The 26,486-nt window shown below is 68.8% G+C and carries 24 protein-coding genes and 5 pseudogenes; 19 read left to right on the top strand and 10 right to left on the bottom strand.

Features of this window, described 5'->3' with window-relative positions; genetic code table 11:
- Positions 1-25: 25 nt before the first annotated feature.
- The 13 genes and pseudogenes from AB5J87_RS39075 to AB5J87_RS39015 all read left to right on the top strand — a co-directional run bounded on the left by AB5J87_RS39075 (position 26) and on the right by AB5J87_RS39015 (position 7,868).
- Positions 26-796, top strand: a complete 771-nt coding sequence (locus AB5J87_RS39075) for a hypothetical protein (RefSeq protein ID WP_369384076.1) — start codon at positions 26-28, stop codon at positions 794-796.
- Between the two features lie 99 nt (positions 797-895).
- Positions 896-1,204 (top strand): hypothetical protein, encoded by a 309-nt coding sequence (locus AB5J87_RS39070; protein ID WP_369384075.1) that lies wholly within the window; start codon positions 896-898, stop codon positions 1,202-1,204.
- A gap of 90 nt (positions 1,205-1,294) precedes the next feature.
- The gene (locus AB5J87_RS39065; RefSeq protein ID WP_369384074.1) at positions 1,295-1,987 is read left to right on the top strand and encodes a GGDEF domain-containing protein; all 693 of its coding nucleotides are present in this window, start codon (positions 1,295-1,297) and stop codon (positions 1,985-1,987) included.
- Positions 1,984-2,640, top strand: coding sequence for a hypothetical protein (locus AB5J87_RS39060; RefSeq protein ID WP_369384073.1), 657 nt, complete (start codon positions 1,984-1,986; stop codon positions 2,638-2,640). Before AB5J87_RS39065 ends, AB5J87_RS39060 begins: the two co-directional genes overlap by 4 nt.
- Positions 2,637-3,353 (top strand): RNA polymerase sigma factor, encoded by a 717-nt coding sequence (locus AB5J87_RS39055; protein WP_369384072.1) that lies wholly within the window; start codon positions 2,637-2,639, stop codon positions 3,351-3,353. The genes AB5J87_RS39060 and AB5J87_RS39055 overlap by 4 nt, the downstream gene beginning before the upstream one ends.
- The gene (locus tag AB5J87_RS39050; RefSeq protein ID WP_369384071.1) at positions 3,353-3,835 is read left to right on the top strand and encodes a hypothetical protein; all 483 of its coding nucleotides are present in this window, start codon (positions 3,353-3,355) and stop codon (positions 3,833-3,835) included. Before AB5J87_RS39055 ends, AB5J87_RS39050 begins: the two co-directional genes overlap by 1 nt.
- 208 nt (positions 3,836-4,043) lie before the next feature.
- Positions 4,044-4,446: pseudogene (locus AB5J87_RS39045) on the top strand (NUDIX domain-containing protein).
- 86 nt (positions 4,447-4,532) lie between these two features.
- A complete protein-coding gene (locus AB5J87_RS39040; RefSeq protein ID WP_369384070.1) occupies positions 4,533-5,087 on the top strand; it encodes a hypothetical protein in 555 nt (184 codons plus the stop codon).
- Positions 5,084-5,773 (top strand): hypothetical protein, encoded by a 690-nt coding sequence (locus tag AB5J87_RS39035; protein ID WP_369384069.1) that lies wholly within the window; start codon positions 5,084-5,086, stop codon positions 5,771-5,773. The genes AB5J87_RS39040 and AB5J87_RS39035 overlap by 4 nt, the downstream gene beginning before the upstream one ends.
- Positions 5,770-5,979, top strand: a complete 210-nt coding sequence (locus AB5J87_RS39030; protein ID WP_369384068.1) for a hypothetical protein — start codon at positions 5,770-5,772, stop codon at positions 5,977-5,979. Before AB5J87_RS39035 ends, AB5J87_RS39030 begins: the two co-directional genes overlap by 4 nt.
- Positions 5,980-6,015: 36 nt before the next feature.
- Positions 6,016-6,308: pseudogene (locus tag AB5J87_RS39025) on the top strand (hypothetical protein); the annotation flags it as partial.
- A gap of 49 nt (positions 6,309-6,357) precedes the next feature.
- Positions 6,358-7,056, top strand: a complete 699-nt coding sequence (locus AB5J87_RS39020; RefSeq protein ID WP_369384067.1) for an HNH endonuclease — start codon at positions 6,358-6,360, stop codon at positions 7,054-7,056.
- A gap of 407 nt (positions 7,057-7,463) precedes the next feature.
- On the top strand, positions 7,464-7,868 hold the full coding sequence (locus AB5J87_RS39015) for a hypothetical protein (RefSeq protein WP_369384066.1): 405 nt from the start codon (positions 7,464-7,466) through the stop codon (positions 7,866-7,868).
- Positions 7,869-8,410: 542 nt separating this feature from the next.
- Here the strand turns inward: AB5J87_RS39015 and AB5J87_RS39010 are convergent.
- From AB5J87_RS39010 to AB5J87_RS38985, 6 genes and pseudogenes are all read right to left on the bottom strand, one after another.
- Entirely contained in the window at positions 8,411-8,758 is a 348-nt protein-coding gene (locus AB5J87_RS39010) for a transposase (RefSeq protein WP_369384065.1), read from the bottom strand.
- 64 nt (positions 8,759-8,822) lie between these two features.
- Positions 8,823-10,253 (bottom strand): group II intron reverse transcriptase/maturase, encoded by a 1,431-nt coding sequence (ltrA, locus tag AB5J87_RS39005; RefSeq protein ID WP_190094918.1) that lies wholly within the window; start codon positions 10,251-10,253, stop codon positions 8,823-8,825.
- A gap of 614 nt (positions 10,254-10,867) precedes the next feature.
- Positions 10,868-11,132, bottom strand: a pseudogene (locus tag AB5J87_RS39000) (IS630 family transposase); the annotation flags it as partial.
- Positions 11,129-11,668, bottom strand: coding sequence for a transposase (locus AB5J87_RS38995; RefSeq protein ID WP_369384064.1), 540 nt, complete (start codon positions 11,666-11,668; stop codon positions 11,129-11,131). The gene AB5J87_RS38995 and the pseudogene AB5J87_RS39000, both read right to left, overlap by 4 nt.
- A gap of 70 nt (positions 11,669-11,738) precedes the next feature.
- A pseudogene (locus AB5J87_RS38990) lies at positions 11,739-11,926 on the bottom strand (transposase); the annotation flags it as partial.
- A gap of 48 nt (positions 11,927-11,974) precedes the next feature.
- The gene (locus tag AB5J87_RS38985) at positions 11,975-13,180 is read right to left on the bottom strand and encodes a cation:proton antiporter (protein ID WP_369384063.1); all 1,206 of its coding nucleotides are present in this window, start codon (positions 13,178-13,180) and stop codon (positions 11,975-11,977) included.
- A gap of 371 nt (positions 13,181-13,551) precedes the next feature.
- Between AB5J87_RS38985 and AB5J87_RS38980 the strand changes: the two genes are divergently transcribed.
- The 3 genes and pseudogenes from AB5J87_RS38980 to AB5J87_RS38970 all read left to right on the top strand — a co-directional run bounded on the left by AB5J87_RS38980 (position 13,552) and on the right by AB5J87_RS38970 (position 17,943).
- Positions 13,552-14,115 (top strand): SCP2 sterol-binding domain-containing protein, encoded by a 564-nt coding sequence (locus AB5J87_RS38980; protein WP_369384062.1) that lies wholly within the window; start codon positions 13,552-13,554, stop codon positions 14,113-14,115.
- Positions 14,116-14,192: 77 nt separating this feature from the next.
- Positions 14,193-15,394, top strand: a pseudogene (locus AB5J87_RS38975) (acyl-CoA dehydrogenase family protein).
- Positions 15,395-16,458: 1,064 nt separating this feature from the next.
- A complete protein-coding gene (locus tag AB5J87_RS38970) occupies positions 16,459-17,943 on the top strand; it encodes an FAD-dependent monooxygenase (RefSeq protein ID WP_369384061.1) in 1,485 nt (494 codons plus the stop codon).
- Between the two features lie 77 nt (positions 17,944-18,020).
- Here the strand turns inward: AB5J87_RS38970 and AB5J87_RS38965 are convergent, their stop codons facing one another.
- Positions 18,021-18,785 (bottom strand): SDR family NAD(P)-dependent oxidoreductase, encoded by a 765-nt coding sequence (locus tag AB5J87_RS38965; protein ID WP_369384060.1) that lies wholly within the window; start codon positions 18,783-18,785, stop codon positions 18,021-18,023.
- Positions 18,786-19,081: 296 nt separating this feature from the next.
- On the opposite strand from AB5J87_RS38965, the gene AB5J87_RS38960 reads away from it, so the two are divergent.
- The 3 genes from AB5J87_RS38960 to AB5J87_RS38950 all read left to right on the top strand — a co-directional run bounded on the left by AB5J87_RS38960 (position 19,082) and on the right by AB5J87_RS38950 (position 22,735).
- Positions 19,082-19,888, top strand: coding sequence for an alpha/beta fold hydrolase (locus AB5J87_RS38960; protein ID WP_369384059.1), 807 nt, complete (start codon positions 19,082-19,084; stop codon positions 19,886-19,888).
- A gap of 29 nt (positions 19,889-19,917) precedes the next feature.
- Positions 19,918-21,384, top strand: coding sequence for an FAD-dependent monooxygenase (locus AB5J87_RS38955; RefSeq protein WP_369384058.1), 1,467 nt, complete (start codon positions 19,918-19,920; stop codon positions 21,382-21,384).
- Positions 21,385-21,550: 166 nt separating this feature from the next.
- A complete protein-coding gene (locus AB5J87_RS38950; RefSeq protein ID WP_369384057.1) occupies positions 21,551-22,735 on the top strand; it encodes an acyltransferase family protein in 1,185 nt (394 codons plus the stop codon).
- A gap of 230 nt (positions 22,736-22,965) precedes the next feature.
- Here AB5J87_RS38950 and AB5J87_RS38945 read toward each other — a convergent pair whose 3' ends face one another.
- The 3 genes from AB5J87_RS38945 to AB5J87_RS38935 all read right to left on the bottom strand — a co-directional run bounded on the left by AB5J87_RS38945 (position 22,966) and on the right by AB5J87_RS38935 (position 26,332).
- On the bottom strand, positions 22,966-24,054 hold the full coding sequence (locus tag AB5J87_RS38945; protein WP_369384056.1) for an arylcarboxylate reductase: 1,089 nt from the start codon (positions 24,052-24,054) through the stop codon (positions 22,966-22,968).
- The gene (locus AB5J87_RS38940) at positions 24,051-25,007 is read right to left on the bottom strand and encodes an ACP S-malonyltransferase (protein WP_369384055.1); all 957 of its coding nucleotides are present in this window, start codon (positions 25,005-25,007) and stop codon (positions 24,051-24,053) included. Before AB5J87_RS38940 ends, AB5J87_RS38945 begins: the two co-directional genes overlap by 4 nt.
- Positions 25,008-25,366: 359 nt before the next feature.
- Positions 25,367-26,332, bottom strand: coding sequence for an NAD(P)H-quinone oxidoreductase (locus tag AB5J87_RS38935; protein WP_369384054.1), 966 nt, complete (start codon positions 26,330-26,332; stop codon positions 25,367-25,369).
- Between the last annotated feature and the right edge of the window lie 154 nt (positions 26,333-26,486).

Below are 26,486 nucleotides of genomic sequence, written 5' to 3'. Positions count from 1 at the left end.
CGCACATCCCTTCACGGAGGCCCGCATGGCCCGCAAGCCCACCCCCTGGTACATCGCCACCCCCGCCGACGGCATCATCGAACTGTCCCGCGTAGCCGGGACGCCGGTGAACCTCGCAGCGTCCGTCGGCCAGGTCGTCGACCACCCCCGGCCCTGCACCGCCCTGTGGTTCGACGAGAGTCCCTTCTCGTACTTCCGCATGGTCAAACGCGTCGGCGAGGCGCTGGAGGACACCGGCATCTGGCCGATTACCTGGCCTGTGCGGCTGTGGAGTGTTCAGCCGCTGGGTGAGACCGGCAACCGCAGCCCGCGCTACTACCCCTACCGGCTGCTCTCCCACCAGATCCGCGTCTTGGAGGAAGTCGACGCGCACAGGGCGCTCGGCCCCTGCGGCCGCGACGTCCTGGACGTCGTGCAGCAGGAGATCCCCGAGCGGGCCGCAGGCTGGGCTGCGGACTGGGACGCCGACCCCGAGGGCATGCGCCAGCGTGAGTGGGACTGGGCGCAGTGCGGCGGCCCCACCTGCGGCAGCGGACAGTGGGCGCACTCCCTCGCCGTGGCGGTCTCGCACGCCCGCCGCGAGTCGGCCGCCCAGACCTGGAGCGAGCACCTCGCCCGCCGCGCCGTCGACCAGGCCCTCGCCGGGACCGACGCCAGCATGATGGCGTACTGCTACGCCTACAGCCGCGCCACCGGCTGCGCGGTCGCCGCCCAGCACCAGGCCCGCTTCGAGCCATACGTCCTGGACGCGCTGCGCGGCATCGGCCTCGACTCCCCTGCTCCCGCCGCTGCCTGACGGGCTCTCCGTGCCGCCCCGGACCTGGCCACCGCGCCGGCGTCCGGGGCAGTGGCGGTGGCCCTTCAACCACCACGAACACGAGAGGAGCTGGAGGTCATGCCCCTGCCCACCTATGAAGTCGACGTGCCGATTCACAACGCCGCCGGATTGCGCGGTGTGCACGTCTTCACCGGACAGGCCGACAGCCGCAGCGCCGCCGTACGCCACGCACACGAGGTGTACGACGCGGCGCGTACCGCGCAGGCGATGGGGCTTGAGGTACCCGGCCGGCGGCCGGACGGCTGGGGAGCACACCCACCGCGTCCCGGCTGGCGGCTCGACTGGACTGCGGCGGAGGCCGGCCGCTGGGGCGAGCCCCTCACCTGGATCCATGCCGGGGACGCCGAGGACGGCTTCGAGCTGTAGCTCCGCCCCGGGACAGCCGCTCTGCTTGGCGGCGTCGTCGGCTGTCCCGGGCCCATCCATCCCGTACGAGACGAGAGGGAGGACACCAGTATGGCGTCCCGCCCGCGCGCCAGGGCCCTGATCGGGCAGCGCGCACGCATCCAGATCACAGCACTGCTTCCCTTGACCGGCTGGGCTGTTCACGCCACGGCGCTGCACCGCCGCCTGGCCGCGGCCCGCCGCGACGCGCTCACCGGCCTGCACTCCCGCCCCGGCTACGTCCGGCACGCGACCCGTCTCCTGAACCGCCGCCGTGACCCGGTGCTGCTCGTGTTCCTGGACGCGGTCGGCTTCAAAGCGATCAACGACGGCTACGGGCACGACGTCGGCAACGCCGTGCTCATCGCGATCGCCTCCCGCCTGGAGCGGTGGGTCGGCGGCGACGGGGTCGCCGCGCGCCTGCACGGGGACGAGTTCGCCGCCGTCCTGACCTGCCCCGTGGCCGAACGGGCCCAGCGTCTGCGGGAGTTGCACCGGCTGCTGCACCAGAGCGTCGACGTGGACGGCAAGGCGGTCGCCGTCGCGGTCTCCATCGGTGCGTCCAGCCCCAGCGACCTGCACTCGCGTGACTACACCCACCTGCTGCGCGGCGCCGAAGGCGCGATGTACCAGCACAAGCGGGAGCGCGCCGGCCTGTACCGCATCGCCACCCCCGGCCACGCCAGCGAGCCTGCCGTCAACGGCCGGCGCCTCGGCCGCACGGGTACCACCCCTCACCCCCTCACCCAGGAACGCACACGATGATCCCCTCCTCCCCCGCCGCGGACACCACGCCGTACGCCCGGCTGTCCCGCGAAGCGATCCCCACCGGCGAGTGCTTCCGCACCCGCACCCCCAGCGGTGCGGCTCCCCTGAGCCGTGGGCAGCAGCGCGCCAACTACGAGCTGCTCGCCGCGGTCTCCCGCCGGCCCCGGACCGCACCGGACCACGACCTCACCCCGATCCGGTGCCTGACCATCCGCCCGCCCTGGTCCGACCTGATCGCCCTCAAGGACGACCAGGTCGCCAAGCGCATCGAGAACAGGGCGTGGGTCACCCCGTGGCGCGGCACCCTGCTCATCCACGCCGGATCCGACGTCGACACCCCCGCCATGGCCCTCGCACCCGTGCGGGAGGCGCTGGAGAACACTCACGAGCTGGTGCGCGGTGCGGTGGTCGCCGTCGCCGACCTCACCGGCATCCACGCGGACGACGGCGCGTGCACGCCCTGGTCCCAAGAGGGCCGCTTCCACTGGGAGCTGACCCGGGTCCAGCGGCTGACCACGCCTGTTCCGGCTCGCGGTGCCCAGCGGCTGTGGAAGCCCACGCCGAAGCTGCTGCGGCAGATCGCCGCCGGCAACCCGCACCTACGAGGTCGGCTGAGCGGCACCCCCGTGACGCAGGAGGTCGGCGCGTGAGGGCCCCAGACACGACGACCCGACAGGCCTCCAAGGCAGAGGAGTCGGTGACCGCCCTCGTCGACCGGGCCCGCTGCGGCGACCGCGAGGCGTTCGCTGACCTGTACGTCCGCTACCGGCCGCAGATCTACACCTACCTGCTGCGCCGTACCCACGACCGGCAGCTGAGCGAGGACCTGACCGGTGACGTGTTCGTCCGGGCCCTGGCCCGGATCAGTGCGTTCACCTGGCGCGGCAGCGACTTCGGGGCCTGGCTGGCCACGATCGCCCGCAACCGGCTGCTCGACCACTACAAGAGCGCCCGGCACCAGAGGGAGACCCCGACCGGCGACCTGTCTGACCATGACGTCGCTCTCGGCGACATCGGCGAACGGGTCTGCGACGACCTGGCCCGCACCAGCGTTGTCGCCGAACTCCGAACAGCCCTGGCCGGGCTGACTCCCGGGCAACGGGAGTGCCTCTGGCTGCGCTACTGGCACGACCTGTCGTTCCCTGAGATCGGCGCGCGCATGAACCGCAGCACGAACGCCGCCAAGGTACTCAAGGAACGCGCGCTCCAGAACCTCCGCACCCCGGACAACCGGGCCGCGCTGCGTCAGGCCGCCTCCGGCACCCGCACCCGCTCCCCCTCGCCGTCCCTCACCACCCCGCGCGCCGTGCCGCGCCTCCCGACACCACGACGGCCCGCCCCCTCCCCCCACTTGGACTGCTGATGGACACCACACACTGCACCGTCGACGGCTGGGCCGATGCCATCCCCGCCCCCTGCCCGGCCGGCACCGCCACCTTCGACCTGATCGTCCGACCGGTCGACGCCGACACCCGCGCCAAGGACGCCCCCGACATCATCTATACCTGCACCAGCCACGACTCCCGCATCACCCACCAGATGCTCAACGAGGTGCAGCCGGGCAACTTCCTGCGCCTCACCGGCACCCTGCTCCCGCCCCAGCCACCCGACACCGTGGCCCGTTTCACGGTCGAGGCTCTCGAGGTCCTGGACACCGGGCTGATCCCGGTCCTGCGCGACATGGTGCTGGACCGCTACGGCGACTACATCGTCGTCTTCGACGCCGACCGCGACCAGGTCCCCGTCTTCACCACACACGGGCAGTGGGTCGGAGCGGCGGACAACCCCGACGCCATCACCACCCTCATCGACATCCACGAACGCGTGAACGGCGGCGACGGCTGATGACCGCCACCACCGCGCAGGCCCGGACCGTCCTGGAACGGTTCCCCGCAGGAGATCCCCGCGGCTCCTGGCCGGCCGAAGAGTACGCCGCCGCCCAGCGCGCCCAAAGCACCGACGCCCGCGTCGTGATGGACCTCGGCAGTGACCAGTTCCTCGGCCTCACCACCCCTGGGAGACACACGCGACCGACACCGAGACGCCCGAGACCATCCGCTACACCGCCGACGTGGTGGCTCTCACGCCCCACGGCGACGTCCTGCTCATCGAGCGCGGCTGGCCGCCGCACAAGGGCACCTGGGCCTTTGCCCGGCGCTCACGTCGACGCGGGCGAGACCAGCCGCGCCGCGGCCGCCCGTGAACTGGCAGAGGAAACCGGCGTCCAAGTAGCCGCTGACGCCCTGCGCCAGATCGGCGTCTGGGACTCCCCCGCGCGCGACCCGCGCGGCCGGTACGTCACCGTCGCCTACGAGGCCTTGGTCCCCGCCGGCGCCACGGTCATCGCCGGGCATGACGCCCGCACCGCCCGGTGGTGGCCCCTGGATGCCCTGCCGGAGCGACTCGCCTTCGACCACGCCGCCATCCTGAACGCCGCCACGGCGTCGATGCCCTGAACGCCACCCCGGCGCCGCGCCCCGCCCTTCCGGCCGGGGTGCGGCGCTCCCCTCCCACTGCCCGTCAGCACACCGAGAGGGCCCGCGTGTTACCCACCCTCATCACCGCAGCGCTCGCCATCGTCGCCACCCTGCTGGGCGCGATCGTGAGCGGCCGATTCCAGGAACGCGCCACCGAACGGCAAGTGCGCGTCACCCACGACGAGAGGGTCCGCCGCGACCGCCTGGAGGCCGTCACCGCACTCGCCTGCGCCACCTCCGACCACCGCACCGCCATGTGGAGGCGCGGCGACGCCGTCCTCCAGCAGGCCGGCCCCGAGCGGATCGAGGCCCTGCGCGGCGAGAGCCACACGACCCGCCACGCGGTCACCCGCCCGCTCATCGCCCTGCGCGTCCTCATCGAGGACCCAGCCGTGCGCGCCGCCGCCGACCACATGATCACGCTCACCTACGCCATCCGGCAGGCCATCCCCACCTCTGCGGTCGGCACCGACCGTGAGGCGGCCAAGCGGCGACTCACCGAGGCCCGCGAGGCCGCACGGATCGCCCACGACACCTACGTGAACATCGCCGCCCGCTACCTGAACCAGCCCATGCCGACGGCCATCCCGCGCCCCATCCCCGAGGAGCCGAACCGATGAAACGCCCCCTCTTCCGCCGCTGCGGCAACGCCCCCGGCGCCCTCTCCCCCGAGGACCAGGCCGTCGTCGACCAGTTCCGCGCGCTGCTCACCGCCCTGCACAACCCCGAGCCCTGGACCCCCGGCAGCGCCCGCGACATCGCCGTGCGCGTCGGCCCATTCATCGAGCGGGCGCAGACCCGGCCCGGAGACGACCACGGCCCCGACCTGATCGCCGTGACCCTGGTCCACCCCGACACCCCGCACACCGGCGCCTCCCGCCACGGCCGCCGGCTCGGCTACACCCACCACGACTGGCTCCGCTGCCCGACCAGCGCGATCACCGGCTGCTGGCAGCCCGGCTACACGATGCTCACCCACGCCACCGCCGACCTGCCCCTGCCTGACGACCTCGGCATGGACCCCGCCCACTACGCCCTCTACATCGAAGCCCGCCGACGCGACGACAGCCTCGACGGCTTCACCCTGCTGCGCCTCGGCCCGTACACCCAGACCCGGCACGCCCAGCAGGACCACGACCGGATCACCGCCACGCTTCAGGGACGGGAGACCACCCTCGTGCCCGGCCACCGGGTCTCCGTACGGTTCGGGCCGTGCGACGTGAGCGACCACCAGCTGTTCACCGACCCGCATGAGGCCGATGTCGTGGCGCTCCTGGACGCCGCCGTCGCGGGGGTGAGCGTGTGACCGCCCCGGCCCTGTACGAGATCGAGACCAGCGAGGGCGACGACGGCACCCTGCACCCCGTCGAGCAGCTCTGGACTCCCGGCGAAGATGCCGTGGAGCACGGCTTCATCGTCCACCGTGACCTGTACGTCACCGGGATCGACGACGCCATCGAGGACTACCTCTACCCGGTCGCGTTCATGTTCCTTGGCAAGTCAGCGTGTTGAGACAGGTGCCCCTGCGTGGCGTGGTGCGCGGTGGTGCTGGGCGCCGCGCAGTGCGGTCGGCGGGTGCTCAAGGCGGTGCGTCGGCTGCCGGTGCTGGCCCGGCGCAAGGTGGCCCAGCGCCCGCTGCTGCCCAAGGAGATCGACGCCGAGCTGGTGCCGCCGGCGTGGAAGAAGGCGGTGTACTCCAACACCGGCTGCCTGAGGGCGCGGTGGACAGCGACGCCTACGTGGCGTGTGTCCTGGGGCAGCTGCACCGCGCACTGACCCGCCGCGACGTCTTTGCCTCCCCGTCGAACCGCGTGACGATCGACCGACGGCTACGGATTGTCAGTGCCCTGTCTTACGATCCCGCCTGCCAGCTACGGGCAGGAGGGTGCAGTGGAAGCTATTCGCCGAGGTGACAGAGGCAAGCAGAAGGCCTGGGTGTGGCTGATGGTGCTGACTGCGCAACGTGGCCTGTGCGTGTATTGCGGCCGCTCCCCGTCCACCACACTGGACCACGAAAGGCCGATCGCCGGGGCAGGCCACGACATCTGGTGGAACTTCGTCCCTGCCTGTAAGCCCTGCAACCTTCGGAAGAGTAAGCACGAGAGCGCCGCGCATTGGGTTGCAGATATGGACATCTGCCACCGATATCCGGAGCTGACACGCTCCAAGTGGAGGATGAGCCCGAAGGTCTTCGCCGGCATCACAAGGCGCGTGGAACGCGTTCAGCGAGAGATAGCCGACGCGGATCGCCGCGAGTGGTTCGAGCTGCACTACGGTGAGGAGAAGTGGGGAAACAAGACTGAGCTGTTCGAGATCCTTGATCGCTGCAAGGCGGAGCTCAAGGGGTACCCGCACTACCCTTGGCGGACCCCGAAGGTCAAGGAGCTGAAGGGGCACTGCACGCGCCTGATCTGCTGCGGTTACTTCCATCCGCAGGCGAGGCTTCTGCACGCGTTCCTGGAGCGGGAGGAGGTCAGAGCCTTCCAGCGCGCCGTCTTCAACGAGCGCGCGCACGAGGGTGAAGTGCTCGGCCGCCTCGTCCGGCAGTACCTCGCTGACAGGCAGCGCGATCTCGATGGCGAGGCATAGCCCGTTGCTGCGGCAGGCATCCGGTTGATCCGGCGGCCCAGTTCTCCTGCCATGTCGACCCGCCGATCCGCTCCGGGTTCTCCGGTGCACGGGTCCGCCAGTACTCGAAGTCCTCGACGTCGCGCTCCACCGCCTCACGCCAGCCCTTCCCCTGCCCCCACAGGAACGTCAGGAACAGAGCGATGTCCGTCGAGTAGTTGAGCCGGGTCGATCCAGCGTGCGAGCGGAAAGCCCGTGACTGGACGTACCGGGTCAGCAACGGGTCAACTCGATAGTCTGGCGCCAGGAAGATGGCGTCGCCAGGACGCGCTCCCGCCTCCGCCTCGCGTTCCGATAAGCGCTCGGACCAGGTCCGCAGCTCGTCTGACCCAGATCGCGGCCCGGCCGCCCGTACCCAGAAACACGCCATGCCCGCACAGGCCAGCCCTTCAGAAGCCGCTTCAACACGCGCATTCAATAGGGAATTCATGACCATCGGCCATCAGCGGTGGGCCGACGTCATCGAGGCCGCCGCCGCGTACATGGCCCGGACCCACGGCTGGCGGAACCTTCACCTCTACCTCGGCGACGGCCCCTCGGTCCTCATCCCGCGCTTCCCCCGCGCTGTGCTCACGTACGGCATTTTCCTGCGCCACCCTCATCCGCACCACGGCTGCGGCTGCGAGTGGGGATGTGCGTGGCGCATGATCTGGGCACCGGCTGCCGAGTCCGGTGCGGTGCCGGTCACCGTCATGCGGCATCCGGTTGCCCTTGCGACCGGGGTGGTCATCCCCGATCCAGACGGCAGCAGCGCCGCGGTCTGGGGTACGTAACGCCAGCCCAGCTCCCTGACCCGATGCCCGGTATCCGAGGCCCCCGAACCGAAGGCCCAGCCCCTCAACAGGGGCTGGGCCTTTTTTGCGTTCTGCGCCCGGCGCGGGCTGGACAGACTCGTCCAATGCCGCGCACATCAGTGGAGCTCGACGCATTGCCGTGCGCTGCCGTAGTTGAAATGGACGCAGATGCGGGTTCCCGCAGCGACGGACGGTCCGGTGTGGCCGCCGCGCCCCCACGTGACCTCGTGCCAGGAATGGGCAATCGTTCCTCGACGCCATCCCCCACCCACCCGAGCGGCACGGCCCGGCTCTTGACACGACCACTGGGCGCGATACACCGCATCCCGGGCGACAGGACTCCGCGACGCGCGTACCCACGCCACGTGCCGCTGCGACGATCCGGTGGTATACCAGTAGTCCACGACGATGCCGTAGGAACAGCCCCCCCTAGCGCGGGCTGCACGAACTGGCCCGCAGGTCCCTGATCGAGCCCGATGCCGACGCCGGCGAGCTCACGGCAACGGTGAGAGCGAGCGCCGTTACTGAGGTTGGCGGCGTGATGTCGTGAGGGTGAGGCCGGTTCCGGTGAGGCAGCCGTCGAGGAGGTCGGGGTGGTACTGGATCTCGCGGAGTCTTGTGCGCAGGATGCGGATCAGGTGGTCGGGGTCGGCGAAGGCGGTGTTGCACTGACCCGAGCGGCGGATCAGGGACCAGATGCCCTCGACAGGGTTCAAGTCGGGTGCGTATGGCGGAAGTTGGAAGGAGGTGATCCAGTCGCGATCGTCGATGAAGGTCCGCAGACGGGCGTCGAGGTGCACGGTGAAGTCGATCCGGGGCGCGGTGCCGGTCTTGTCGACCGGCCCGTTTCCCCAGACCGCTTCCCGCACCCGGCGTGCCCGTTTCCGAGCACCGGGCGCTCCACAAGTCCTGCTCAGGAACCGTTTGTTGTTCTCATTCCAGGCCGGGCCAGGGGGTCGGGATGACTGTTCCCCGATAGCGGTAACGCGTGGTGGTTACCTTCGCGGGGTTGAACAGTGGCCTTTCCTCCGAGGCCGGCCACCATCCGACGTCGCAGTAGCGGCGACGGAGGTCCTTCCAGGTGGACCGGCGGTGTTTGCGGCGTAACCAGCTCCCGACCTGGCGCCACGTGTAGTAGCTCAGGTAGGCGAAGGTCGCGCTGGACACGCCGGGCCGGAAGTAGACGCACCAGCCCTTGAGCGCCGGGTTGAGCTGACGCAGCAGGGCATCGAGCGGCTGGCTCGTGTCCGTTGTCCGGCACATCGTCCTGACCTTGCCGGTCATGGCCTTGACGGCCTTTCCGGACGGATAGGTGTAGATGTAGTGCCGGTCGCTGCCTCGTTTCCGGTGGCGCTGGATGCGCCAGCCGAGAAAGTCGAGGCCCTTGTCGATGTGGGTGATCAGGGTCTTCTCCGGCGACAGGCGCAGGCCCATCCCGGACAGGACTTCTGCGATCTCCTCCCGGAGGGCTTCGGCGTCTTCGTTCGTGCCCGACACCATCAGGCACCAGTCGTCCGCGTAGCGGACGAGCCGGTAGTTGGGCAGGCGGTGGCGACGGCGCTTGGCCCTTTCCATCTGGCTTGAGGCGGGTCCACCGGGCCCTCGGGCGATGTGCTCGTCCAGGACCGTCAGGGCCACATTGCTCAGCAGCGGTGAAAGGATCGAACCCTGCGGGGTTCCGGCGCGGTTCTCTCGCAGCATGCGGTCCTCGCCGAGGATGCCTGCCTTGAGGAACGCCTTCACCAGTGCCAGGACGCGCTTGTCCCCGATTCGTTCCCGCACCCGGCCCATCAGGGCCGGATGGGAGATCTCGTCGAAGCATGCCGTGATGTCGCCCTCGACCACCCACTCGTAGGAGCGGGAAGCGAAGTAGCGGACCTCGGCCACGGCGTCATGAGCGCGACGGTTCGGGCGGAACCCGTAGGAGCACGGGTGGAAATCTGCTTCGAAGATCGGCTCCAGCACCAGCTTCAAGGAAGCCTGCACCACTCGGTCGGCAATGGTGGCGATCCCCAGGCGGCGCAATTTGCCACCCGCCTTCGGGATCATCCGTTCCCGTACCGGCAGCGGGCAGAAGCTGCGGTCCTTGACCTGCGACCGCAACCCGTCGAGGAAGTCCACGACGCCCTGCCCGGCCTCGATGGAACGGGCCGTGCGCCCGTCCACTCCGGCCGTGCGGGCTCCCTTGTTGCCCCGCACCCGGTCCCACGCAACCAGAAGGAACGCGGGATCGGCGACGAGGTTGAACAGATCATCGAACCTGCGATGAGGGTCATCACGGGCCCAACAGTGCAGCTTGGTCTGGATCTTCAGTACCCTGCGCTCCGCTCCAAACAGAACGGAGTCAAGTTCGTCGGTGTTCACCGGCGACAGCCTCCTGACCTTCCAGTACGTCCACTGCTGACTTGCTGGTCTCCTTCGCCATGTACGCGCCTCTCGCGCGCTCGGACTACTACGAGACCTCCGTCCCGCCCAGCGGCCATCAGTTGGCAACGGACCTGCCCGCCTCCGGACTGGCTGTCCGGTGGGAAGGGCGACCGCGGGCGGTTCCCACGTTCACTGCAGAATCGATCAAGGAGGGAGGTGCCCGCCTCTACCCCGACAGCCTCGCCATGCCTACGCCGCAGGCTTTCGGCATGGCCTCCCCACCGGACCTAAAACCCGGCTTCGGAGTTGAACGCCACCCAGACGAGTGACGGTCACGCGCTGCAACCCGGCCCGTATCCGTCAGGTTTGAGCCGAGCGGGACACTTACGGGGCGTCAGACAACGGTTCCTCTCGTACACCTTCTCCTCGCTGCTTGCCGGACCCGGACCGTCTGACAGTGCCGACCCGTTCCGTACGTTGTCAGGGCTGCTTTCCGCCGCCACGTGCGTTCCCACGTGGCAACTGCCCTCAGCTTCACCAGGCGGCTGCGACCGCCAGGCGGTGGAGTCCTTTCACCTCCACTCGATTCCGTAGCGCCTCGTGGCGCACTTCAGGTTGTCCCATACAAGCACCAGCGGTGCGTCCAACTGTGTGCGCGGCGATCAGCAGGTCGCGGTAGTCGCTCCAGGCGAAGCTGCGTCGCCCTTTGCTCTTGTGGTCGGCATGCCGTCTGGGCCGGAAGATCAGGCGCGAGCGTTCGCCGGGCTTGTAGCAGGCCAAGGCGGCGATGGAGAAGCGGCGCTGCGAGCGTCCACGCACCCGGATCACCGGGGTGCGGCCGCGTTTGGCCCAGGTGCGACGGGTGGGCGGCGTCATCGAGAAGCCGGCTTCGTCCTCGAAGACGACGTAGGCCCCGAGCGCCGCCGCGGTGCTTCCACCTGCGGCCACGTGTCCTTCACCCAGCCACTGACCCTCTCCTCGTCTCGCTCCAGTGCCCGCCGGGCCGGGACCTGGTGGCTGAAGCCGTTGCGGTGGAGCATCCGCGCGATGGACGAGAGCGTCATCGTCTTGTGGAATCGGCGCCCGATCAGCGTCTTGATCCTGGCCAGGGTCCATGTCTGGTCGCCCCAGCCATGGGCTACCGGCCCTTTGGCCAGCTCTTCTTCCAGAGCCACGACCTGGGCCTGGCCCAGCTTCGGCCGGGCCGCCGAGCCCCTGGACCGCAGAGCGGTGTCTCCGCCCCGCTGCCACGAGCGGCGCCAGCGTTGCACGGAGCGCACGCTGACCCGCAGCAGCTTCGCCACCTGCGCGTTGTCCTGCCCCGCGGCGAACATCCCGGCCGCCTCCATACGGATGCGCTCGCGAAACACCCGCCGCTCGGCCGTCAGACCACCGCCTTGCGGATACCTCATATACCGGATGTACCGCGACGACCATCACCTGTCAGCCCCAAACGACATCACGCCGCCAACCTCAGTAATGCCTGAACCAGTTGTGGACGGTGGACCAGGACCCGAACCCGGCCGGCATCTCCCGCCACTGCCCGCCCCTCCGGAACCCCAGATCGCGCCCTCGCACTGCTGCCGAAACCGATCGGGATACGGGCCGTACACGCCGATCGGCAGGTACAGCCCCTCACACCCGTCATGGTGAGCAACTCCACCGCCCACCGGTCACCTCGGGTGCTCAGGCCGATTGGTTGTGGCCCGACGGGGGGCTCACCACGACTCGGAGACCTCGGCGGACCGCCGTGCGGACGTGTCGCCCGCCCGCAGCCTCAGCGCGAGCAGTGGCAGGATCAGGACCGACAGGATCGCCGCGCCGACCAGCGCCGCTGCTTCGCTGGTGCCGAGGCTGCCGTCATCGACACCGATGGTGGTAATCGCGACCACCAGCGGCAGACAGGTGGCGCAGTACAGGGCGAGCGGGACGCGGTCGCGGCGGGACAGGTCGCGGGGGGCGAGGAGGTAGGCGGGCGTACCGCGCAGAAGCAGGAAGAGCAGGAGGAAGACGGGCAGCAGGAGCAGCGGGCGGCCGCCGTGCAGCAGGGCGGCCAGGTCGAACTCGATGCCGGTGACGGTGAAGAAGACCGGGACCAGGAAACCGAATCCCATCGCCTCGATCCTGGCCAGTACGCCGGTGCTGTGCTCGGGCGCCGCCCCGACGAGGACGAGCCGGGTCAGCAGGCCCGCCGCGAACGCGCCGAGCAGGCTGTCCAGGCCGAACGCGCTCGACAGGCCCAGCATGCAGGCCAGCAGCAGCATGACGAAGCGGACCGCGAACTGACCGCTGGTGTGCAGGGTCTTGGCGATGACCGTGGAGAACCACGGTGGGCGCGGCCGTAGCGCCCACACCACGGCGGCGGCGGTGATCGCCGCGAAGACGAGCAGGACGGCGGCGGACCGCCCGGCACTGCGGCCGCTGAGCAGCACGGCCATGGCGATGATCGGGCCGAACTCGCCCACCGCGCCGAACGCCATCACCACCGTCCCGAACCGCCCGCGCAGGGCCTGGGTGTCGCGCAGGATGGGCAGCACGGCGCCCAGGGCGGTGCTGGTGAGCGCGGTACCGATGACGAAGCTCTTGTCGGCGGTGCCGCCGGTGAGCGCGAAGGCGAACCCGAGGGCCAGCGCGAGCGTGACCAGCCAGGCGCCGAACGCCCGCCGCAAGGTGTCCCCGCGTACTGCGGCGAACTCGATCTCGTACCCGGCCAGGAAGATCAGCATGGACAGGCCGAGATGGGAGAGCACGTCGATGACCTGATCGCGATGTGTCCAGCCCAGGACATCGGGGCCGACGAGAACCCCGAGCAGGATCTCGAAGACAGCGACCGGGACAGGCACCCAACGGCCGACCGCATACGCGATCAGCGGCGCGAGGACCGCGATAGCCATGATGAGGATGAGTGTCCCGGGATACGACATAGATCGTATCTAGCACAAAGAGGACAGAACACCGGCGACCGGCTCCCGCACAAGCCACCCCCACACACCGTAGAACCCCAGGCCACCATGGCCGGGACGCCAGCCGGTTCAGCCACTCGCCGGGACCCGTTTTGCCTCCGCCGGACCCGCAACGCCATGAGCCTGGTCGAAACCGGGAACGCAGCCAACCCCCTGGTGTGGCAGCCGCCCGGGGGCGACCACAGATCGACACGACTCGCGCACCCCCGCCCCGGGAAGCCGTGCCTGTCCCAGGGGCAGGCTTCCGATGACTGTCCCCGCTCGCATCTCCTTGGCGACGCTTGTCAGGACGTCGCCAAGACCGTCGCCGCCCTCGCCTTCTACAGGAAGGGGTGGTGGGGCCCACGGATAGGGCTCCCGTTAATCCTTTCCCCATTATTTCGCGGAATTTCTCGTTGCTTTCTCGTCCATGGCCCGACGCCGGTGATTCGTTAAGCTCACCAACCGGAGCTCAGGGACGTCTTCGTGACCATGACCGGAGGCGACTGGACGGAAGGAATAACGTGGCCCTTTTCATTTCCCCTCAAGAAGCCGAGAACATCTTCGGCAACCTGTTCGGGTTCCTCCGGGACGATCCCGTCTTCCGGGACCGGTTACGGCGGCAGGACATGAGCATCCGTCTTATCCAGACCGACCCGGACTGCTGTTTCTTCATCTCCGCCGACGAGTTCCACATCGGGGAGGGCGTCCCCGAGCAGGCGACCGTCACCATCCGCATGTCGTGCGACGTGGCCCACTCCCTCTGGCTCGGGAAGTTGCTGGTCCCCACGGCGATCGCCACGCGCAAGGTCCGTATCCAGGGCAAGGTCTCCCGGGTCCTGGACCTCGTGCCCATCCTGCGCCCGGCTTTCGATGACTACCCCGAGGTCGCCCGCACCGCCGGGCTGCCCGTCTGACGCGCTCCGCGTCGCCCCGCTCGCGTATCCCCACACCCCTCACACCCCTCACACCCCCATCTTCCAACGGAGAAGAGATGTCCGGCTTCGTAACGGAATTGAACTTCGACGAACTCCCCGAGGAGCTGGAGAAATTCCGAGACCAGGTACGTGATTTCGTCCGGGAGAGCTTCGCGCCCCGGATGCTGGAACTCGACGCGGCACCCGCAGACGACTTCGACTGGCAATTGGTCGAGCAGGGACACGCGATCGGCCTGACCCGGGTGGCAATACCCCGTGATTTCGGCGGGCTGGGGCTCGGCATGCTGGGGACCGCCGTCGCCCTGGAGGAGATCGCCTCGGTCTGCGCCGGTACCGCGCTGATCTTCGGGGCGGCCATGCTGGGCCAGGCGCCCGTGCTGCTCTCGGGCGACCCCAGGCTCCAGTCCCGTTTCCTCCCTCTGTTCTCCGGCGACGAGCCCGTGCTCGCCTGCAACGCGGTGACCGAGGAGGAGGCCGGCTGCGATCTCATCATCCCCGACAACGCGGTGCACGCCCGGGAGGTGATGTCCGCGCGGCGGGAGGGCGACCACTATGTCCTCAGTGGCCGCAAGCGCTTCATCACCAACGCCCAGGTGGCCAGGTTCGCTTCGGTCTTCGCCAACATGGAGGGCGCGCCGGGAGCCACCGGCCTCACCTCGTTCATGGTCACCCTCAACACCCCGGGCGTCACCCGCGGCCCGGTCGCGGACAAGATGGGCTACCGGCCCTGCCTCGGCAGCGAGTTGCTGTTCGAGGACGTCAGGGTTCCGGTGGAGAACCGCGTCGGCGACGAAGGTGACGGCATGGCCATCAACATGGCGCAGAGCAACATGGCCCGGGCCTCGGTCGCCGGGATCTCCACGGGAGTCGCCCGCGGCGCCCTGGAGATGGCCCTGGACTGGTGCGGCAATCGGGTCCAGGGCGGCAGGCACCTGCACCACCACCAGTTCACCGCCGCCAAGTTCGCCGAGATGAGCGCCAAGGTCGATGCCTCCCGGCTGCTCGCCTCAAGGCGGCACACAAAGCGGACAACGAACTGCCGGCCCCGCAGTACGAGCCGGCCGTCGCCAAGCTCTTCGCCGACCGGACCGCCATCGAGGTCGCCGATCTGGCCATGTCCCTTGCGGGAGCCCGTGGTTATCTGCGCTCCTTCGGTCTGGAGAAGCGGCTGCGGGACGCGTACGGCGCCCGTATCTACGAAGGCACGCCGGAGGTGCTCGCCCTCGCGATCACCGAGTCCCTCTATCTGGGGGACTGAGTGAGCGGGACCCGTCGGCCGGTCCCCGCCCGGCCGGCGCAGCACCGCAACGCCCCCTCTGCCCCGCCGTGCACCGCCCACCTGCGGTACGCCGACGACGTGGTCCGCCTGCACGCCGGTCTCGACTTCCGGAGGCTGCCCGAGCAGCTCCAGACACCGGACCGGTGCTCCGGCCACACCTCGCTCATCCCTCCGAGCACCTGTTGGCCTCCTGAACCGGGGGGCCACCACATGACCACCGCCCCCAACCCCGCGTTCGAGCACGCCCGACACCCCCTGCGGCCGCCATGTCAGCGGCACCAACCCGGCCCTCGGGATAGCGAGCCCCGGGAGGGCACAAACCCCATCGGAGTTAGGCTGGTGAGGCGATATATACGCAGAGCGTTCCGGGCGGGAGAACGTAGCGTATTCATGCTGGAACATGGAGTAGTTTCAGCCCCCTCGGTAAATCAGTTGCCCTCTTGGTCAGCAAGGAGTATTACCGAGCCGCCCTGCCGTCCTTCGAGGGTTTCTGTTGTCAGAGCGCTGACATAACTGTCCAAGATCTGTAGTCACACCGGTGTACACCACACCCCGAGATGGCCATAATTCTCAAGGATCTTGAAGGATGAACAGTCCATTAACAGAGGACGCTGGCCGTTCAGGGCGGCCAGCCGCACGGAATTCTCAGCCGCAGGCTGGACCCGTCTGCCATGACGACGACGCAAGGAAACCGGCGACTCCGCCAGGTTTATAGATGAACTCTTGCCTTTTTCTGCGACCCCCCCCTTCCTAACGTTTGGCAGGAAGGGCCGAAAAACCGGATATACAACCGTTCAACGGCGGAGAATCCGGAGTCGAACACCCCGCCAACACAGGGTGAACTGTGATAAGTCGAGCATACTAGCTTATTTGCTTTCGCGAATAAGTGAGTATGTATGTCTGCTCGGTGTGCCATGTGGTTGCATTGCCGCTGCCCTCTGTGCGGGTGTTCGGAACAGGCGGTAAGGAATCATTGATTCCTGGACGCGACGCGAGATTCACTGGGCGGCATCCATTCGCGCGGATCCGCAAGGAGTACCAGCATGAGTCAGCGTGTCATTGTCGTCGGTGCGGGACCGGTCGGCCTGATGCTCGCCGGGGAGCTCAAGCTCGGCGGGGCGGACGTTATTGTCTATGAAAAATTGGCGGCGCCCAGTGGAGAGTCCCGCGGGCTCGGGTTCACACGACGTACCGCGGAAGTGCTCGACCAGCGTGGCCTGCTGGAGAAGCTGGGTGAGTTCCGTTGGGGCAGGCAGGGCCACTTCGGCGGTGTGCGCGTCGACTTCGACCGGGTGGCGGACCGCCACTACGGCGTGATGGGCCTGGCCCAGTCCCGCACCGAGGAGCTGCTCGGCGCATGGGTCGAAGGGCTGGGCGTCACCGTGCGGCGCGGTTGCCAGGTCGTGAACCTGCGGCAGGACGAGGAGTCGGTCACCGTCGTGTTCGAGGGGCCCGACGGGCGGGATGAAGACACCGCCTCATACCTCGTCGGCTGCGACGGCGGCAAGAGCACCGTGCGCGGGCTCGCCGGCATCGAGTTCTCCGTCCAGCCCGCCACCCGCGGCATATTCCTCGCCGACGTCGTGGGGGTCGAGCTGCCGATGAACCCCATCGGCCGGCACGTCGACGGCGGCGGGATGATCCTCTCGGTCAACCTCGGCCCCGGCGTCTCCCGGATCGTCGTCCACGAGCCCGATGTCCCGCCGCACCACGGTGAGCAGGAGCCGACGTTCCAGGAGGTCGCCGACGCTTGGAAGCGCATGACAGGTGACTCCATCCACCACGGCGACGCGACCTGGATGGCCGCCCTGACGAACGCGCAGGGCCAGGCCGAGCAGTACCGCAGCGGCCGGGTCCTCCTGGCCGGTGATGCCGCCCACGACCACGCTCCGCTGGCGGCTCAGGGTGTCAGTACGGGGCTCCAGGACGCGGTCAACCTCGGCTGGAAGCTGGCCGCTGTGGTGAGCGGACGGGCACCCGAGGGGCTGCTGGACACGTACCACGCGGAGCGGCACCCGGTGGGGCAGCGGCTGCTGCGGGACACCCTGGCCGCGTCGCTGCTGTATCTGAGCGGTGCGGAGATGGAGCCGCTGCGTGCGGTGATGCGCGAGCTGGCCGGGCTCCCGGCGGGCGCACGCCATCTGGCCGGCCTGGTCTCCGGTGTGGACATCCGCTACGAGATGGGGGGCGGCCCGCAGGCGGTGCACCCGGCGCTGGGGTTGCGGCTGTCCCCGGACCGGCGGATCACGGTGGACGGAATCGTCCGGCGCTCGGCCGAGCTGCTGCATCGCGCGCGCGGCGTGCTGATCGCGGCCGAAGGCACCGCGTACACGGCGGACGGCTGGGCCGACCGGGTGGACACGGTCCGCGGCACGTGGGCGGCAGACGAGGACGACGACAAGCCGGGCGCGCTGCAACTGCCGGACGCGGTGCTGGTGCGTCCGGACGGATACGTGGCGTGGACCTCCCCGGACGGCGGCGAGCTGGAGGCGGCCCTGATGCGCTGGTTCGGTACGCCCGCAGCGTAGGACGCGCAAATGCCGGGGCCCGCAGCGGTTCCACCGCTGCGGGCCCCGGCATTTGCGCGCGGACTCGGCGCGAGGGATCAGACGAGCAGCGTGCCACCGCTGGCGTCGATGTAGCTGCCCGTGATCCAGCGGGCCTCGTCGGAGGCGACGAACGCGACCACGTCGGCGATGTCCTGGACCTGGCCCACCCGCTTGAAGACGGAGAGTTCGGCCAGGCGTGCCACTACGGCCGGGTTGGAGAAATGCGGCTTGCCGTTGTCGGTCAGGCCCGGTGCGACGCTGTTGACCGTGATGCCGCGCTCGGCGACGTGGCGCGCCAGATGCAGGGTCAGCTGCTCGAGGACCCCCTTGGACATCGCGTAGGCGATCATGTCGGGCTGGGCGCTGCGAGTGATCCCCGACGAGATGTTGACGATGCGTCCGCCATCGGCCAGCAGCGCGAGTGCCTGCTGGGCGACGAGGAACGGCGCCCGCGCGTTCACCGCGAGGTATCTGTCCAGCTCGGCGAGGGTGACGGCCTCCGGCAGCGCGGGCCGCCCGTCGTATGCCGCGTTGTTGACCAGGATGTCCAGGGCGGAGGTGCCGGCCCGCTCGCGGAGCTCCTTCTCCAGTGCCGCGAAGAGTTCCGGCACCTGCTCCGGCTCCCGCAGGTCGGCTCGCACCGTGAACGCCTGGCCGCCTTCCGCCGCGATCAGCTCGACGGTCTCCTTGGCGCCGGTCTCGCTGCTTGCGTAGTGCACGGCCACCAGGGCGCCGTCCCGCGCCAGCCGTCGGGCGATCCCGCGTCCAATACCCCGGCTCGCACCAGTTACCAGCACCGTTTTGTCAGTCAGCCTGCCCATGAAGTGAACCCTTCCTGAGTGCGCGGCGGCTTTTAGGCCGCTTCTTTCGCCGCCTAGATTGGCAAATGATTACGCCAAAGTCGAGTGAGTTAACGGGAGCTGTTCAAGTAAGGATCGGCAATGGTTGGACACTGCCACCCAAGGCTATAGTCCGGGTAATGCAACGAACGGGAGGGTGAATGTCCATGTCGAATAAATCGACTACCGGTGGTCCCGTGGTTCCGGATAACTCGGAGCTGGCGCGGTCGCTTCGCGGAGACTTTGAGAGCAAATTCGCGGATGTGAATGGAACGCGATTGCACTACGTCACGGGAGGCAGCGGAGAGCCCGTCGTCCTGCTGCACGGGTGGCCGGAGACGTGGTGGGCGTTTCGAAAGCTGATGCCCGAACTCGCCGAGCACTACCGGGTCATTGCCATCGACCATCGCGGCGTAGGCGTTCCGGACGAGCTCAAGCCCGCGGACGGGTTCACGAAGAAGAACATGGCGCGTGACGTGCACGAGCTGATCCGCTCCCTCGGATACGAGAGCGCCCACATCGTGGGCCACGACCTCGGGGCGATGGTCGCCTACAGCTTCGCCGCGAATTACCCCGAAGCGACCCGGCGGCTGGCTCTGCTCGACGTCGTCCACCCCGACGAGAGCTACTACGACCGGCCGATGCTGCGGCGTCCCCGAACCGGCTTCAACATGTGGTGGGTGGCGTTCAATCAGGTACAGGGGCTGCCCGAGCGGGTGTTCGCCGGCCACGGCTGGGACCTGATCGACTGGTTGTACAGCAATTCCCTCAAGGACCCCGAGTCCGTCACAGCTTTCGACCGTGCCGTCTACGCCCGGGCGTACGACACGGCGGAGGGCATCCGGGCGGCCAACGGCTGGTACCAGGCGTACCACCAGGACATCGAGGACCTGAAGACCTACGACAAGGTGTCGGTGCCGCTGCTCGCGCTCGCCGCTGCCACCCAGTACGACCAGGTCGAAGAGCAGTTGTCGCAGATCGCGACCGACGTGCGCATGGTGCGGGTGGACAAATCCCTGCACTGGCTCGCCGAGGACGACCCGGAGTTGGTCTCCCGAGAACTGCTCGGCTTCCTCGCACAGTAATCAGTCCGCGCCATCGGGAGGGAATGCAGATGAATCATGCCGTCATCGTCGTCGGGGCCGGGCCGGTCGGGCTGATGCTCGCGGGTGAGCTGAAGCTGGGTGGTGCGGAGGTGGCTGTCTATGACCGGCTGCCCGCGCCGAGCGGGGAGTCGCGCGGGGTGGGTTTCACCCGCCGGGCCGCCGAGGTCTTCGACCAGCGGGGCCTGCTGGCCCGGTTCGGTGACGTCGAGTGGGCGCAGGGTCATTTCGGCGGGGTCCGCATCGACTTCTCCAAGCTGGATGACAATCACTTCAGTGTGCGGGGTGTGCCCCAGTTCCGTACGGAGGAGATCCTGGAGGGGTGGCTCGCGGAGCTGGGTGTGAGGGTGCACCGCAGCCATGAGGTGACCGGGTTCCGGGAGACGGAGGACTCGGTGGTGGTCTCCTTCGAGGGGCCCGACGGGCCGGGGGAGGCGGAGGCCCGGTATCTGGTGGGCTGTGACGGTGCCCGTTCGGTGGTGCGCAGGACGGCCGGGATCGACTTCCCGGGCTGGGATGCGACGCGGGGCATGTACATGGCCGATCTGGTGGGTGCGGGGGTGCGTCAGCGGCCGATCGGTGAGCAGGTGCCGGGCGGGATGGTGATGGCGTTCAATCTGGAGAACGGTGTCGACCGGATCGTCATCCATGATGAGAAGCTGCGTCCGCACGAGGACAAGAGCCAGCTGACGTTCGAGGTGGTGGCGGATGCCTGGGAGCGGATGACGGGGGAGTCGCTGCATCATGCGGAGGTCCGCTGGATCAGTGCGTTCACCGACACCACCCGTCAGGCGTCGGAGTACCGCAGGGGCCGGGTGTTCCTGGTCGGGGATGCGACCCACATCCATATGCCGGCCGGTGCGCAGGGCATGAGTGTGGGGGTGCAGGACGCGGTGAACCTGGGCTGGAAGCTGGCGGCGGCCCTGCGTGGTACGGCGCCGGAGGGGCTGCTGGACACCTTCCAGTCCGAGCGGCACCCGGTGGGTGAGCAGCTGATGCGCAACACCCGGGCGCAGACCCGGCTGTATCTGACGGGTGAGGAGATGGAGCCGCTGCGTGCGGTGATGCGTGAGCTGGTGGAGTCGCCGGACGTCGCCCGTCATCTGGCGGGTCAGGTCAGTGGTCTGGACGTGCGGTACGACGTCGGGGCCAGTGGCCATCCGCTGCTGGGTCTGCGGCTCTCGCCGGACCGGGAGCTGGAGCTGGCCGGCGGCGGCCGGGTCCGGGTCGCGGAGCTGCTGCACGCCGCGCGCGGGGTGCTGATCACGACCGGCGACTCCACCGAGGCGGCCGAGCTCGCCGAGGGCTGGGCCGGCCGCGTCGACGTGGTCACCGGGACCTGGGTCCCCGACGAGAAGGCCGCCCACCAGGACCCCGAGGCACTGCTCGTCCGCCCCGACGGCCACATCGCCTGGACCGCCCCCGACGGCGGCAAACTCCGCGACGCCCTCGAACTCTGGTTCGGCGCCGAGAACTGACCCCACCCGCCCGAAGGGGGTCGCCGCGCACCATGCGGCGCCCCCGGCGGACACCCGCACAGCGGTGCGGTCCCCATGCGGAAGAGCACACCGCCACGCCCTTCCCTGCACCCCGTCCCCACACCCCCGGCCTGGAGGAGCAACCCCAGGCCCAAGGAAGGCTTCCATGTCCCAAGACATCACCGACGCGACCAGACCGGCGTCCTCGGAGCACAGTTCCCGCCTGTCGCTGTCCCGTCTGCCCTCCCTGACCGGGATGCGCTTCGCCGCAGCGTTCTTGGTCTTCTGCAGTCACATCGGTTCGCCGCTCCCCCAGCTGCGCCTGCTCAAGGACAATCACACGGCGGCTCAGTTCACCAAGTACACCGAGAACGCAGGGGCGCTGGGCGTCACCTTCTTCTTCGTACTCAGCGGCTTCGTGCTGACCTGGTCCGCGCGCGAGCAGGACACCGCGCGCGCCTTCTGGCGCCGGCGCTTCGCCAAGATCTACCCCAACTACGTGATCGCCTGGGCCCTGGCGCTCATCCTGTTCGCGTCGTCGTACACGCCGACCCGGGTGGCACTCGCCAATCTCTTCATGGTCCAGGTCTGGAAGCCCGACTACGCGTACATGTACAGCGTGGATCCGCCGAGTTGGTCACTCGGGGTCGAGCTCGTCTTCTACGCTTCCTTCCCGCTGCTGCACCGCTGGTTCGTACGCATCCGCGACGAGCACTTGAAGTACTGGATCGCGGGAGTGACCGCGGCGATCCTCCTCACGCCGATGTTCACCTACGCGGTATTGCCCGACCCGGCCAAGCTGCCGGCGTCCGCGCAGAGCTGGGCCCCCCAGGGCACCTCGATCACTCAGATATGGTTCGCGCTCTTCCTGCCCCCGGTGCGGGTGCTGGACTTCGCGCTCGGCATGCTGCTGGCGCACGCGGTGATGCGGGGACGCTGGCGCAACATCGGCATGATCTGGTCCAGTTTCCTGCTGGCCGGCAGCTACTGGCTGGCCCAGGAGTCGAACATGCTCGTCGCCAAGCGTGCCGCCATGATCATCCCGATCGCGCTGCTCATCGCGGCGGCGGCGACCAGGGACGTCGAAGGCAAGTTCACGGTCTTCAGCAATCGCGCGATGATCTGGCTCGGGGAAGTCTCGTTCGCCTTCTACCTACTGCACTTCATCGTGCTGCAGTACGGGCGCAAGCTCCTCGGACACGGCCTGTACTCCACGTGGCAGACGGTGGGGCTGAACCTCATGCTGCTGGCGGTGAGTGTGCTGGCGGCCGCAGCGCTCTACCTGCTCGTGGAACGGCCCATCACACGGCGCTGGTCGGCACCACGACGGGTCCGTCCAGCCCCAGCGTGACGAGGGGCGGGCGCACGACGCGCCGCGGTGGCGCCACATCCTCGGATGCCATGGGCTGAACGGATCAGATGCTTTGTGCCCCGCCGGGCTTCGGTCCGGCGGGGCACAGCTCTGTCGGCGCACACCTGCCCTGCCGACACGGGCCCCGTGTCCGGTACCCGCAGCCGCCAACCGGTCGGCCCCGGTTCGCCTGTGGGGCGCACCGGGGCCGACTCGGTCCATCGCTGCCGTCAGTACAGGCCCTCCACGTTGCCGACCGCGGCCTGCAGCGGGCGGACGTCGGCCACCCCGTCGACGGGGAAGCGGTCGCCGGTGTCGTATCGCAGAGCCTCGTCCCGCTCGAGGACGTTGGGCAGGAAGAGGTCCTGGTGCAGGACGGTCAGCCGCACTCGGCCCAGGGCGCCGTACGGGACGATCGTGCGCTGATCTGCCTTGTCGACCACGGCCATGGTGACCTGCGGGAAGTTCGGGGCGTAGGGCATCAGGTCACCCGGCTGCTCCACCGGCAGGCCCGCGGCGTTGCCGAGGGTGTTGCCGTAGCTGCGTCCGACGAGGCCGTTGCCCAGCGCTTCCTTGATCTCCCGGTACACGGGCGCAGTCAGGTGGGTTCCGCTGAGCCGGACTCCCGAGAGGTCGCGCACGAGTTCGGGATTGCGCCGGGTCAGGGCGAGCATCAGGGCCGGGGTGGTGTTGATGTAGTCCACCGGCCGCGTGGACAGCACCGTGGTGATCTGGTCGAGCAGGTGGTCGGTGTACTGGCGGGCCTGGTCCAGGTGGCCGCCCGAGATGAGCCGCTTGACCCAGCGCGGGTCCATGTCGATGGCGTACGTCCGCGCGGCGTACAGCGCGCTCGTCTCCCAGACCCCGTTGCCGATCAGGTGCGGTCCGGTGGGGGTGGCCTGGAGCCAGGTGCGGTGTGGCTCGAAGCCCTCGGTCGTGAACGACCAGCGGCGCCACACCCCGCGGTGGACGAGCATGTCCCGGGTGTAGAAGACCCGGCAGGGGGCGCCGCTCGTACCGCCCGTGTCCCAGATCCGGCCGTTGAGCGGACGCTGCACCGCCAGCGGGACGAAGTCGGCCGGGTCACTGTGGCGCAGTACGTCGAGGTCGAACGGCCCGAGGTCGGCCAGCTGGTCGTACCGGGTGATGTCCCGCGGGTCGAAGGGCAGTTCACCGGCGCGCTTGATCCAGTAGGGACTGCCGGACTCGGGATCGAAGTGCCTGCGCACGACGCTGCGGGCCCAGTCGTCGATGTCGGTGTTCAGCCAGCCGTCGATGAGGCGCTCGCACTCCTGCGCGCTCAATCCGTCCGTGGTCATGCCACCACGCTCCTTTCCGGGTACCGCACGTCGAGTTCGTAGAGGGCGGAGAAGACCTTCTCCAGGTCCTTTGGCCGGCCCACGTGGACCACGGGGAACGGCAGGGACAACAGGCCCGGCGGGATGGACGAGCTGACGATGACTGCGAAGTCGACACCGGCGTCGACCATGCCGTCGTAGATGTAGGGCAGGTGCACCGGCTCGACGGGGTTGCGGTCGAACATGTCCCGTATCTCGTCCGCGGTGCTCAGCCGCCCCCTGTCGAGGCCCGAGTACAGGGGCAGCAGCGGATCCTTGAAGTCGACCTCCGCCAGGTGCGGCGCGAGGAAGCGGCGGTAGGGCTCCCGCAGCGGTGTGTGGATCGCGAGTTCCCCCGGCACCGCGGTGACCACGCCCTCGGGATGTGCCGCAGTCAGCCGGTCCATGGCCGCGTTCTCCCCGCCGACGACGACGAACGTGCCGGATCCGTCGGCCGAGGTGCCCACCCATACCGCCGGGTGGACTTCGGGATGGCCGGCCAGATAGGTCTCGATGTGCTCGCCGTCCGGCACTGTGATCACGGCCATGCGCTGCCCGGGGGCGGATGCCGGCAGACCGGGAAAGTCGATGCCGACCGCCATGAGCCGGAACATCTGCCGACGGGGTACGGCACCGGCCAGAGCCGCACCGACCACGCCCCCCAGGCTGAGGCCGCCGATCACCGACGGGTGTACGCGCTGCTCGGCCAGGATGTCGTGCACCGCCATGGACAGCGCCGCCTGCCGCACGGCGGCGAGGCTCTGCTGCACCTCGACCTCCTGCGGGAGCTCGTCGCCGAGCAGCATGGAGACCGGCAGGGAGCACCAGTCGGCTATCTGTTCGTAGAGGTCGCGCATGACGGGGAAAGCCTGGTACAGCTCCAGTCCCTGCGGCTCACGAGTGACACCGCCGCCCAGCAGAAGTCCTAATCCCACCGGTCCGCTCCTTATCGTGAATTTTGCCGGGCCCTATTAACGGGCAGGCAATCCGTATGATGGAACCAGATGGCAATCAAATTGGCCACCACCGGCTGATTCCAAAAACCACGGGCCGCACAGCACGGCCTCTTCTACTCATGAAAGACATCCCCGCGAGGAGTTTTTCGCACGCCGATGGATTCCCTGTGCCAGGTCTGCCAGGTTTTAGGGATGCCTTCAGGGGCAAGGCGCCGAGCTGTGCGACTGCCGACGCGTCGCACTCGCACAGCGATCAGGGACGAGAGATGGCACGTCGCGAATTTTCCGGCGCCGGGACCGGCAGAAAGGGACCATTTCGCCCCGGCCGGGAGAATTTCCTATGCCTGGAGAAGGATCTTCCCGATATGGCTGCTGCTCTCCATGAGCCGGTGCGCCTCGGCCGCTTCCTCGAACGGGAAGACACGGTCCACCACGGGCCGCACCCGGCCGCTCTCCAGCAGGGGCCAGACGTGTTCGCGCACGGCGGCCACGACCTCGGCCTTCTCCTCCACCGGGCGGGCCCGGAGGGTGCTGCCCACCACGGCGGCGCGCTTGACCAGCAGCTTGCCGAGGTTGATCGGCGCGGTACTCCCGCCCTGCAGACCGATGACGACCATCCGGCCGTTCAGGCTCAGGGCGTCGACGTTCCGGTCGAGGTACTGGGCGCCGATCACATCGAGGATCACGTCCGCGCCCTGCGGCCCGACCTGCTGGACGAAGTCCTGCTCGCGGTAGTTGACCGCCACATCGGCGCCCAGCTGTCGGCATGCCTCCAGTTTTTCCGGGCTGCCGGCGGTGACCACGACGCGGGCGCCCAGGGCCTTGCCCAGCTGGATGGCCATCGTCCCGATGCCGCTGGAGCCACCGTGGACGAGCAGCGTCTGCCCGGCGCGCAGCTGCGCGATCTGGACCACGTTGGACCAGACAGTGCAGGTGGCCTCCGGGAGGGCCGCGGCCTCAAGGAGGCTCACGCCCTGGGGAACCGGCAGCACCTGTCCGGCAGGGACGGCGACCTTCTGCGCGTATCCGCCGCCGGCGAGTAGCGCGCACACCTCTTCGCCTACCGACCAGCCGGTCACGCCCGGCCCCAAGGCGGCGACACGGCCCGCAACCTCCAGGCCGGGCAGGGCGGAGGCTCCCGGCGGGGGCGGGTACTTGCCCTGCCGCTGCGCGATGTCGGCCCGGTTCAGACCTGCCGCGGCCACCTCGATCAGCACCTCTCCCCGGCGGGGTACGGGATCGGGCATGTCCGTCCACAGAAGAACTTCGGGGTCACCGTATTGAGGAATAGTGATTGCCTGCATGAACGTGACCGTATCGCTGACAAGGAGTTCTGCCAACACTCACTCCCGTTGCCGTCAGCTTCTTTTCCATCATTCTTTTAACTGCCCTTTAGAGAAAAAATGCCAATTCCAGATCTTTCCCTGAAGGGCAGGCGAACGGAGGCCGCCGGATTAC

Source organism: Streptomyces sp. cg36, assembly GCF_041080675.1.
Lineage (GTDB): Bacteria > Actinomycetota > Actinomycetes > Streptomycetales > Streptomycetaceae > Streptomyces.
This window is presented reverse-complemented; position numbering and strand designations above follow the sequence as displayed.